Annotated in this window: 10 protein-coding genes; all 10 read right to left on the bottom strand. The window is 50.5% G+C overall.

Translation table 11 applies throughout. The features are described from left to right. Positions 1–119: 119 nt before the first annotated feature. The 10 genes from EBB_RS19530 to EBB_RS19485 all read right to left on the bottom strand — a co-directional run bounded on the left by EBB_RS19530 (position 120) and on the right by EBB_RS19485 (position 11,852). Entirely contained in the window at positions 120–425 is a 306-nt protein-coding gene (locus tag EBB_RS19530; protein ID WP_084153381.1) for an integration host factor subunit beta, read from the bottom strand. Between the two features lie 66 nt (positions 426–491). Then, complete coding sequence (gene rpsA, locus EBB_RS19525; RefSeq protein WP_020481456.1) at positions 492–2,153, bottom strand: 30S ribosomal protein S1; 1,662 nt, start codon at positions 2,151–2,153, stop codon at positions 492–494. Positions 2,154–2,249: 96 nt separating this feature from the next. Continuing rightward, the gene (cmk, locus tag EBB_RS19520) at positions 2,250–2,906 is read right to left on the bottom strand and encodes a (d)CMP kinase (RefSeq protein WP_192395417.1); all 657 of its coding nucleotides are present in this window, start codon (positions 2,904–2,906) and stop codon (positions 2,250–2,252) included. A gap of 1 nt (position 2,907) precedes the next feature. Continuing rightward, complete coding sequence (gene aroA / locus EBB_RS19515) at positions 2,908–4,224, bottom strand: 3-phosphoshikimate 1-carboxyvinyltransferase (protein ID WP_192395416.1); 1,317 nt, start codon at positions 4,222–4,224, stop codon at positions 2,908–2,910. A 10-nt stretch (positions 4,225–4,234) separates the two neighbouring features. Then, complete coding sequence (locus EBB_RS19510; RefSeq protein ID WP_192395415.1) at positions 4,235–5,110, bottom strand: prephenate dehydrogenase; 876 nt, start codon at positions 5,108–5,110, stop codon at positions 4,235–4,237. Beyond that, positions 5,103–6,206, bottom strand: a complete 1,104-nt coding sequence (gene hisC, locus EBB_RS19505; RefSeq protein ID WP_192395414.1) for a histidinol-phosphate transaminase — start codon at positions 6,204–6,206, stop codon at positions 5,103–5,105. Before hisC ends, EBB_RS19510 begins: the two co-directional genes overlap by 8 nt. Before the next feature lie 11 nt (positions 6,207–6,217). Beyond that, complete coding sequence (pheA, locus tag EBB_RS19500) at positions 6,218–7,303, bottom strand: prephenate dehydratase (RefSeq protein WP_192395413.1); 1,086 nt, start codon at positions 7,301–7,303, stop codon at positions 6,218–6,220. 11 nt (positions 7,304–7,314) lie between these two features. After that, positions 7,315–8,394, bottom strand: a complete 1,080-nt coding sequence (gene serC, locus EBB_RS19495; RefSeq protein WP_192395412.1) for a 3-phosphoserine/phosphohydroxythreonine transaminase — start codon at positions 8,392–8,394, stop codon at positions 7,315–7,317. 2 nt (positions 8,395–8,396) lie between these two features. Next, entirely contained in the window at positions 8,397–11,006 is a 2,610-nt protein-coding gene (gene gyrA / locus EBB_RS19490) for a DNA gyrase subunit A (protein WP_192395411.1), read from the bottom strand. A gap of 126 nt (positions 11,007–11,132) precedes the next feature. Then, positions 11,133–11,852: a dienelactone hydrolase family protein gene (locus EBB_RS19485; protein ID WP_192395410.1), complete on the bottom strand. Its 720-nt coding sequence runs from the start codon at positions 11,850–11,852 to the stop codon at positions 11,133–11,135. Positions 11,853–11,863 lie beyond the last annotated feature (11 nt).

The following is an 11,863-nucleotide window of genomic DNA, read 5'->3' as shown; positions in this document are numbered from 1 at the left end:
ATTTAGTAGTGTGGCAAAATTTTAAGAGGCGGACTCTGCCGCCACTAGAAATCATCTAAAGTACAACACCATCCCTTACACGGGGCGTTGCGTCGTTATTGTTGGTTTATAAGCTATCGTCAATCGACGATTTTGTATTTTTCCCTGGAAGCATCAACCATATCCCGTAACTCCTTTCCCGGTTTAAAATGCGGCACATGCTTTTCTGTTAAGGACACTGAATCGCCGGTCTTGGGGTTACGTCCCAGTCGTGCAGAACGATGGTGTAATGAAAAACTGCCAAAACCTCTAATTTCTATCCTATCGCCACTTGCCAATGTATCGCTCAAGTGGTCAACAACGCATCTAACTGCCAATTCAACATCTTTAAGCGCGAGATGAGGCTGTTTTCGTGCCAGCATCTCTATCAATTCTGATTTCGTCACATCCAGCCCTGAATAATCAAAAAAGGGTGACATGAGCTAGTCATGCCACCCTTGGAGATGGTTTTACTACTTGTCCATTTGTTTAAAGATATCGCCTAATGTGGCTGTGCCAGCATTTTGTGACGAGTAATCTTTAATAGCATTAGACTCTTCTTCGACATCTTTCGCTTTGATAGACAAAGAAATAGATTTAGTCTTTTTGTCAACGCCGACAAATTTGGCTTCGATTTCTTCGCCTTCTTTTAACAAAGTACGCGCATCTTCGACGCGGTCACGTTGAATTTCAGAAGCGCGCAAGTAACCTTCGACGTTATCCGCCAAAGTTACAATCGCACCTTTAGCATCGATTTCTTTGATGACGCCCTTAACTAAGCTGCCTTTTTCGTGCACAGCAATGTAGTTTTGGAAAGGATCTTGTTCCAGTTGTTTGATGCCCAAGGAGATACGCTCGCGCTCGGAATCAACAGCCAGAATGACGGTTTCGACTTCATCGCCTTTTTTGTAATTGCGAATGGCTTCTTCGTCGTTCTCGTTCCAGGAAATGTCGGACATATGCACCAAACCGTCGATACCGCCGTCCAGACCGATGAAGATACCGAAATCGGTGATCGATTTGATTTTGCCGGAGATTTTGTCGCCTTTGTTGTGAGTAGCGGCAAATTCATCCCATGGGTTCGAACGGCATTGCTTCATGCCCAGCGAAATACGACGGCGTTCTTCGTCGATTTCCAGAACCATGACTTCAACTTCGTCACCCAATTGTACGACTTTAGATGGGTTAACGTTTTTGTTGGTCCAGTCCATTTCGGAAACGTGCACCAAACCTTCAACACCTTCTTCGATTTCCACGAAGCAACCGTAATCAGTCAAGTTGTTAACTTTACCAAACACGCGAGTGCCGGCTGGGTAACGGCGGGCGATGTTTTGCCATGGATCTTCATCCATTTGTTTCATGCCCAATGAGACGCGAGTTTTGTCTTTGTCGAATTTCAGGACTTTAACTTTAACTTCCTGACCGATTTCTACGCACTCTGATGGGTGACGTACGCGACGCCATGCCATGTCGGTGATGTGCAGCAGACCGTCGACGCCGCCCAGATCGATAAACGCACCGTAATCGGTGAGGTTTTTAACGATACCGGTAACAATCGCGCCGTCTTGCAGAGTTTTAACCAACTCTTCACGCTCTGCGCTGTATTCGCTTTCGACGACCGCACGACGTGACAACACCACGTTGTTACGTTTTTGGTCGATTTTGATGACTTTAAATTCCAGATCGCGATTTTCCAGGAAAGCAGTATCGCGGATAGGACGAACGTCAACCAGTGAACCCGGCAAGAAGGCACGCAATGCACCGACTGCCACAGTGAAACCACCACGCACTTTGCCGTTGATGCGGCCGACAATGGTTTCTTGGGTTTCAAAGGCTTTTTCCAGTTCAGCCCAAGCTTTGCTCTTCTTGGCTTTATCACGGGAAAGAAGAGTGGCGCCCAGGCCATCTTCGAATAAATCGAGAGCAACCTCAATTTCGTCGCCTACATTGACCTCAAGGTCGCCGTCGGCATTCAGAAATTGCCATTTAGGAATGACCCCTTCTGATTTGGCTTGTGTGCTGACGATAACAAATTCGTTTTCGATATCAACAACTGTACCAATTAGCATTGCGCCAGGACGCATTTCGGTCTTGGCATAACTCTCTTCAAACAACTCTGCAAAGCTTTCGCCCATCTCTTCTTTCCCAAACTTGCTAAGACTCAAGCAAGCTTTCTCTTCTCTGAAATTAAAATAAAGTCACCGATAACAATTCGGTAACCACCAATAGCCTTAATTGACTAAATTTACTACTTGATCAATCACTTGCTGAATAGTCAAACTGGATGAATCAATATAATGCGCGCCTTCCGGCACGGTGAGCGGAGCCGTAGCTCGCTGCTGATCGCGAAAATCGCGTTCTTCTATTTCCCTAGTGATTTGTGGAAGGTTAGCATCAATCCCCTTTTCAATCAACTGTTTATATCGCCTAAGCGCCCTTTCCTCTGCGCTGGCGGTTAAATAAACCTTGATTTTGGCATCCTGAAACACCACGCTACCCATATCGCGGCCGTCTGCAACCAAACCCGGAAGTCTTTGAAAATCCTTTTGTTTTTGCAACAAAATCGCTCTCACTTCGGGGTACGCGGCGATGATCGACGCGGTATTGCCAGTGGTTTCGGTACCCAGTTGGGCGGTAATATCGGTACCATCAAGCTTAACGACTAACTCGTCACCGCAATCGAATTCTAACGACATAACTTCAGCGACTCTACAAACAGCCGCGATATCAGCCAAATCCAAACCTGATTTTAAAACAGCCACCGCTAATGATCGGTATATCGATCCGCTATCCAAATAATGCCAACCCAACAATTTTGCAACCGCTCGACTGACCGTACCTTTACCGGCGCCGCTGGGGCCATCTATAGTTAATACAGGTGCTTGCATCTTAAAAGCTCGTCAGAGCCAAACCTAATTTGGTCGCCAAATCACGAAACTCGGGGAAGGATGTGTTGACATTCGCACAGTCATTAATGGTAATCGGACCCGACGACCGCAAACCGGCAATCGAAAACGACATTGCGATACGGTGATCGCCATGCGATTCCACTTCACCACTACCGATGTAGCCACCGCCCTTAATCACCATACCATCTTTGGTTGGCTGCGCATCGACACCTAGAATTTGCAAACCATCTGCCATCACTTGGATCCGGTCTGATTCCTTAACCCGCAATTCTTCCGCACCAGTCAATACAGTTTGCCCGTCAGCACAAGCAGCGGCGACAAACAACACTGGAAATTCGTCGATAGCCAACGGCACCAGATGCTCGGGAATATTGATCCCTTTCAACTGTGCGGAACGCACGCGCAGATCGGCAACCGGCTCGCCGCCCACTTCTCTCTCGTTTAATACTTCGATATTCGCCCCCATTAAACGCAAAATATCGATGATACCGGTGCGGGTTGGATTAATCCCTACGTGGCGCAAAGTCACATCGGAATCTGGGGCGATGCTGGCACCCACCAGAAAGAACGCTGCCGATGAAATATCGCTGGGCACATCAATGCGCGCGGCGGTCAATTTGCCTATATTGGTAATACGGGCTGTGCTACCTTCGCGGGTGACTGGATAACCAAAGCCGTTCAACATCCGCTCGGTATGATCGCGGGTCGGGGCAGGTTCGGTGACGCTGGTTTCGCCTTCGGCATACATGCCTGCCAACAGCAAACAGGATTTGACCTGAGCGCTGGCAATCGGCATGTCGTAATGAATGCCTTGCAATTTGCCGGCCTTACCTTTGATATGCAGCGGTGCGGTGCCGTTTTCCTGGGTAACAATCTCGGCACCCATCTGCGCCAGCGGCACGGTGACACGCTTCATCGGCCGCGATTCCAACGATTTATCGCCAGTCAATACACAATCAAACGGTTGGCCGGCCAACAAACCCGACAGCAAACGCATGGAAGTACCGGAATTGCCCAGATACAAAGGTTTCTCGGGTGCTTTCAGGCCATGCTTGCCCACGCCGTGTATTGTCACTTCACCATTGACCGGCCCTTCAATTTCCACGCCCATGGCCCGGAAGGCTTCAAGGGTCGAGATGGCATCTTCCGCATTCAAAAAACCGGTAACGTGCGTGACGCCTTCCGCCAGTGAACCCAGCATAATCGAACGGTGTGACATGGACTTATCGCCCGGCACACGGATTTCGCCGCGCAAACTACCGCCCGGCTGCACTTGAAAAGTAATGGTTTGTGACATGTTAATCTTCTTAGTCTTCTTGTTGATCGAGAAAACGCTGCCGGGCATTTCTGGCATACGTAAAGGTTTCGAACAGTTGCGCGGATTGATCTTCAACCAGCAATTGTTCTATTTTGCTTAATTCCGCTTGAAATTGGCGAATCAAGGGCACGATTTCCTGCTTGTTTGCCAGACAGATGTCCTGCCACATGGTCGGATCGCTGGAGGCGATACGACTGAAATCCCGGAAACCGCCGGCGGCATATTTGAATATCTCGCGCTGTTCGTCTTTGCGCCCCAACAAACCGACCAAGGCGAAAGCCAGAATATGTGGCAAATGGCTGGTGGCGGCCAACACGGTATCATGATGTTCCACTGACATAACCGAAACGCTGGAGCCGATTTTTTCCCAAAATGCTTGGACTTTCGCCAGCGCCTGCTGGTCGGTGCTTTCTAGCGGCGTCAGGATCAGGCGGCGATTGACAAACAAATCGACGGTTGACGCGTCTACGCCGCTGCGCTCCGCACCGGCAATCGGATGAGCCGGTACAAAATTCGCCGGCACGCTGCCGAATACCGCTTCCAGCGCGGATACCACACTGCCTTTAGTGCTGCCGGCATCGCTATAAATAGCGTCCGGATTCCAGTGCGGTTTAATTTGTTCGAAAATAGCCTTCATGCTGCCGACCGGCGTGGCGACGATTACGCAATCGGTATTTTGCAATGCGGCACCGATGTCGGTGTAAAACTCATCAACCACACCGAGTTGTTTAGCCAATTGCATATTCGGCAGATTTTTCTCACGACCGTAGGCAACAACCTCACGGCATAAGCCCTGTGCGCGTGCGGCCCTGGCTATCGAACCGCCGATTAAACCAATACCGATGATGCAGAGGCGGTTAAACACCGCTCAACACCTCGCGCAATGCGTTTATAAATATGGCGTTTTCGCGCTTGGTGCCAATGCTGACACGCAGGTGATTGGGCATTTCATAATTGGCTACCGGTCGCACGATCACACCATTGCGCAACAAGGCCTCGTAAATCGGCATGGCCGCCTGTTTGACATCCACCGAAACAAAATTGCCGGATGAAGGAATCCAGGGCAAATCCAGCCCCTTAAATGCGTCGGTCAATTGCGCCATGCCCGCATTATTAAGAGCCACGGTCTGATTCAGGTAATCTATGTCCCCCAGCGCGGCTTCCGCTGCGGCTAATGCCAGCATGCTGCAATTGAATGGTTGGCGCACTCTGTTCAGCAAATCGGCGATGTCAGGCGAGGAAATCCCGTAACCGATGCGTAAACCCGCCAAGCCATATGCCTTGGAGAACGTACGGGCTATGATCAGATTCGGATAACGATTCGGCCAATCCAGCGATTCGGTTCTGAGGGCAGGATCGACAAATTCATAATATGCCTCATCCAAGACGCACAACACATGAGCAGGCAAATTGGCGATGAAGCTTTCCAGTTCATCTTTATCCAACAAAGTGCCGGTGGGATTATTGGGATTGGCGATAAACACCAAGCGTGTTTGCGGACCGATTTGTTCGTGCATCGCCGGCAAATCATGACCGTAATTTTTGGCCGGCACGACTTTGGCTTTGGCGCCGACGGCTTGTGTCAGAATCGGATACAGCGCGAACGCGTGCTGGGAAAATACCACTTCCAATTCCGGTGTAACAAAAGTCCGCATCACCAATTCCAGAATCTCGCTGGAACCGTTACCCAAGGTAATTTGTTCCGGCAACACACTTAATTTGGCTGATAGCGCCGCTTTCAACGCAAAACCGCTGCCATCGGGATAACGAGTCAGTTCAGGCAGCGTCGCCTGGATCGCGGCAGCCACTTTGGCACCGGTACCAAGAGGATTTTCATTGGAAGCCAGCTTGATGACCTCTGCGATACCTAGCTCACGTTGCAATTCATCAACCGGTTTACCGGGGACGTACGGCACCAGCTGTTGAACGCCGGCAATAGCAAGTTCTAAAAATTTGTTCATCGACCTAAGATTTAAATGACGGCTTTTGGATAAGAGCCGAGGATTTTCAACATTTTGACGTTGTTTTGCAGAGTTTCCAGTGCCTTGGCTACATCAGGATCGTCTCGATGACCATCAATATCGATAAAAAACACGTATTCCCACAAGCCTTGTCGCGAGGGACGTGACTCAATATGCGCCATGCTGATGCCGTATTCGGCAAACGGCCCCAAAATCTTATGCAAGGCGCCGGCTTGATTGCCGGTGGACACCAAAATGGAGGTTTTATCGAGTCCGGTGGATGCCGGCTGCTGCTTGCCAATGACGATAAAGCGTGTGGTATTGTTGGATTCATCTTCAATGTGTTGCTCGATGATATTCAACTCATACAATTCGGCGGCCATCAAGCCGGCTATTGCGGCTTTATTATGATCCAAAGACGCGAGTCTGGCCGCTTCGGCATTACTGCTCACAGCCGTACATGGCACGCCAGGCAAATAAGTATTCAACCATTGCCGACACTGCGCCAACGATTGCTGATGGGAATAGACTTCGTTAATCGCCGCCAAATTATCCATTTTGCCGAGCAGATTTTGATGCACGCGAATTTCCACCTCGCCGCAAATTTGCAATGAGGTAGTCATGAAACGGTCCAGCGTATGTGCGATCACGCCTTCGGTGGAGTTCTCCACCGGCACCACGCCGAACTGACAATGACTGGTTTCCACCGCCAAAAAAATCTCCGGTATCGTCGCCACCGGAATACCCTTTACGGCGTGACCGAAATGTTTGAAGGTTGCTTGCTGAGTAAACGTGCCGACCGGCCCTAAAAACGCTACTTCCAAGGGCTTTTCCAAAGCCAAACAGGCCGACATCAATTCGCGGAATAGATGCACCGAGGCATGGTCACTCAAGGGGCCGGGGTTCAACTCCTTGATTTTACGCAATACTTGAGCTTCGCGATCAGCGCGGTAAAAACTGCCGGTTTCGCCTTCGGCCATTTTGGTTCTCGCTACTTCAATAGCGCACTCCGCCCGTCGATTGATCAACTGTAATATTTGCTGATCAATCGCGTCGATACGTTCGCGCAGCTCCGATAAAGGAATAATCGCCGTCATCTTTTGATTGCTTAGTGAGTACGTTCGAACTCGGCCATGAAATCGATCAAGGCATCGACCCCGGCTTCCGGCATAGCGTTGTAAATACTCGCGCGCATACCGCCGACCGAACGGTGACCGGCGAGCGTGCTGAGGCCGTTTTTCTCGGCCAAGGCCAAAAATTCTTTGTCCAGCGCCGCATCCGCCAACACGAAAGGTACGTTCATTCGGGAGCGATAGTCTTTCACCACCGGATTGCTATAAAGGCTGGATTCATCGATAGCTTGGTATAGCTTGCCAGCCTTACGAATATTTTGTTGTTCAATGGCCGCGATACCGCCTTGCTGCTTCAACCATTGCAGTACCAAACCCAACAAATACCAGTTATAGGTGGCAGGCGTATTCAACATCGAGTCGGCTTTTGCTTGCTGTTGATAATCAAAAACTGCCGGAACGGTTTTTGGTGCCAAGCCGACCAAATCATCGCGGACAATGACCACGGTTACACCGGAAGGCCCCATGTTTTTCTGTGTACCGGCGTAAATAATACCGTAGCGACTGACATCGACCGGACGCGACAAAATGTTCGAAGACATGTCGCACACCAATGGCAAATCGCCGGCATCGGGAACCTCAGAAAACTCGACACCGTGGATAGTTTCGTTAGAGGTGTAGTGCAGATAAGCGGCATCTTTATCGATATTCCAGGTCTCGAACGTTGGAATAGTGGTAAATTTTTCGGCTTCCGACGTGGCAACAAGCTGTACTTCGCAATATTTGCCGGCTTCTTTGATGGCGCTGGTAGACCAGGCGCCGGTATTCACATAACCGGCTTTGGTTTTACCATTGAGAATATTTTGCGGAATCATCGCGAACTGTGCGCTGGCGCCGCCTTGCAGGAATAACACTTTATAATTGGCCGGGATGCCGAGCAGTTCGATCAAATCGTTTTTCACCGCTTCGGCGATAGCCATGAAATGCTTGCCGCGATGGCTCATTTCCATCACTGACATGCCGCTGCCTTGCCAATCCAGCATCTCTTGTTGAGCTTGCAGTAAAACCGATTCCGGCATCATGGACGGGCCGGCACTAAAGTTATAAATCCTTGCCATATTTATTCCTCTTCTCCGCCAGATTCGGCGCTATCTGCTGGGACATCGGTTTCGTCAATATCGCCTTCGGCATCATCTTCTTCATCGCCTAGACCATCGATACGATCAACGCCAACGACTCTTTCGCCCTTATCCAGACGAATGACGGTAACGCCTTGAGTATTTCTGCCGACTACGGAAATTTCCTTCACCCGCGTCCGCACTAAAATACCGCCATCGGTAATCAACATAATTTCGTCGGTATCGTTGACCAATACCGCGCCGACTACTGCACCATTTCGCTCTGAGGTTTGAATCGCAATCAAACCCTGACCGCCGCGTCTATGCTGGGTAAACTCTTCCAGTTTAGTACGCTTGCCGTAGCCGTTTTCGGTGATATTCAAAACCGTGCCTTCGCTGGCGATTATCAGCGAAATCACCTTTTGACCTTCCTGTAAGCGAATACCGCGCACCCCGGTAGCTGTTCTACCCATCGAGCGCACATCGGTTTCGTTGAAGCACACCGCTTTGCCGTCGCTGCTGAATAGTAGGACGTTTTGCTGACCGTCGGTAATCGCCACGCCCACTAAAGTGTCGTTTTCGTTTAAATCGATCGCAATTTTACCGTTGCTGCGTTGGCGTTCGAATTCAGGCAACGGGGTTTTTTTCACGGTACCGGACGAGGTAGCCATAAAAATGTATTTATCGGCGCTGTACTCACGGACCGGCAACATTGCGTTGATTTTCTCGCCCTCTTCCAGCGGCAATAAATTCACAAACGGCTTGCCGCGCGATGCCCGGCTGGCGACCGGTAAATTAAACACCCGCAACCAGTAGACTTTCCCCGCGGACGAGAAGCACAAAATCGTATCGTGGGTATTGGCGATGATCAGTTTTTCGACGAAATCGTTTTCCTTGGTCGCCGTCGCCGACTTACCGCGGCCACCGCGGCGCTGGGCTTTGTAATCGCTGAGCGGTTGAGTTTTTACGTAACCCTCATGCGACATCGTCACCACCATATCTTCTTCGGTGATCAGATCTTCAGCGGACAGATTGGAGTAATCCTGGACGATTTCGGTGCGGCGGGCATCGCCGTATTGGGTTTTGATTTCTTCCAGCTCTTCGCGGATCACTTCCATCAAGCGCACGTCGTTACCGAGAATATGCAGATATTCGTCGATCAACTCCAACAATTGCTTGTATTCGTTGACGATTTTTTCTTGTTCCAAACCGGTCAAACGATGCAGACGCAAATCCAGAATCGCTTGCGCTTGGGCTTCCGACAAGCGGTAAGCGCCATCTGCCAAACCAAACTCAACAGATAAATCATCCGGACGCGAACGGTCGGCATCGGCTCTATCCAACAACGCGGCAACCAAACCGGCTTTCCAGGTCTGCGCCAGCAAACCCACTTTAGCTTCTTGCGGGTTCGGAGAAGATTTGATCAGCTCGATCATTTCGTCGATATTGGCCAGCGCAACCGCCAGACCTTCCAGAATATGCGCCCTCTCCCGCGCCTTACGCAGGTTGTAAATGGTTCTGCGGGTGACGATCTCTCGCCGGTGGTCGACAAACGCCAATAGAATGTCTTTCAGCCCCATCAAGTGCGGCCGACCGTCGTACAGAGCAACCATATTGATCCCAAATACAGTCTGCATCTGGGTTTGTTTGTACAGATTATTCAGCACCACGTCCGGCACTTCGCCACGACGCAACTCGATCACCATGCGCATCCCATCCTTGTCAGACTCATCGCGCAGGCCCGAAATGCCGTCCAGCTTGCCCTCTTTGACCAATTCGGCGATTTTTTCCAGCAAGCGGGCTTTGTTGACCTGGTAAGGTAACTCGGTGGTGATGATGGCTTGCCGACCGCTATCGCCTATGTCTTCAAAATGGCTGCGGCCGCGCAGATAAATCCGACCACGGCCCGTGGCATACGCTTCAAAAATGCCGGAGGCGCCGTTAATGATACCGGCCGTTGGAAAATCAGGCCCCGGCACGATTTGCATCAATTCCGGGATAGTCAAGTCGGGGTTTTCGATTAGCGCCAAACAAGCGCTGATAATCTCACTGAGATTATGCGGCGGTATATTGGTGGCCATACCGACCGCGATACCTGACGAACCGTTGACCAACAGGGTGGGCACCCGAGTCGGCATGACAGTGGGTTCGGATTCCGATTCGTCGTAGTTGGCGACAAAATCGACGGTTTCCTTGTCCAGATCCGCGAGTAATTCATGAGCGATTTTCGCCATCCGCACTTCGGTATACCGCATGGCCGCCGGCGAATCACCGTCCACCGAACCGAAGTTGCCTTGACCATCGATTAACATATAGCGCAAAGAAAACGGCTGGGCCATCCGCACCATGGTGTCATATACCGCCGTATCGCCATGCGGGTGGTATTTACCGATCACGTCACCGACGATACGCGCCGATTTTTTATAGGGTTTGTTCCAATCGTTTCCGAGCTCGTTCATCGCGTAAAGGACGCGACGGTGCACCGGCTTGAGGCCGTCTCTGACATCGGGAAGTGCCCTGCCGACGATAACGCTCATGGCGTAATCGAGGTAGGATTGTTTCATCTCGTCTTCGAGATTGACGGGGATAATTTCTTTAGCGAAGTCTGACATGGGTCCGTGGTTCCAGTGCAGTCGAAAGCTTATCGATCGACGGGTTAGCCTGAAGCATCAATTCCATTTAAGCATGGCTAACAGGTTTATAAAGCCGTCGATTATAGCAAACGCCACCCTCTGCCGTCAGGCAAAAATCTCGCTCAAAAAGTTTTGCATCGCTTGCCAAGACCGGCGATCAGCAACCGGCTGATAAACTGTACCAAAATCAGGATTATTAGCCACAGGATTGGTAAACGCGTGCATCGTGTGGCCGTAACTATGCAACTGCCAGTCCACACCTGCCTTGGTTAATTCATCTTGTAAGGCAAGTACCTGCTCAGCGGAGGCCATAGGGTCATCATAGCCATGCAACACCAGCACCTTCGCCTTGATTTGGGGGTTTGGGATATTTTCAGGCGCACCGAGCAACCCATGAAACGACACTACCCCGCGCATATCCGCGCCGGTCCGCGCCAAATCCAGCGCGCATAAACCACCAAAACAAAAGCCTATCGCCGCAATCCTGGCGTTATCGGCCCAAGGCATTAGTTTGACTGTGGATAGAGCCGCTTTTAAGCGCTGTTGCAATTTCGCCCGATCTTGCATGAAGGGTTGCATCAATTTGGCGTTTTGTTCCGGCGTCTTGCCCAGGACGCCTTTGCCGTACATATCGGTAGCGAACGCCAAATAACCCAATTCCGCCAGCTTGAGGGCTTTGTCAGCAACAAACTGGTCTCGTCCGCCCCAAGCATGATGGATCAGCACCACCGGTCTCTGCCCAACAATCGCATCGTCATAAGCAAAAAAACCTTCCAACACCGTGTCGCGATCCAGATAACTGACGGTATTCGACATTATCGTCATAAACTTTTTCC

This window comes from Methylomonas fluvii (assembly GCF_014850975.1).
Classification (GTDB): Bacteria; Pseudomonadota; Gammaproteobacteria; order Methylococcales; family Methylomonadaceae; genus Methylomonas; species Methylomonas fluvii.
The sequence above is the reverse complement of the archived record's forward strand: the minus strand, read 5'-3'. Positions and strand labels throughout refer to the sequence as shown.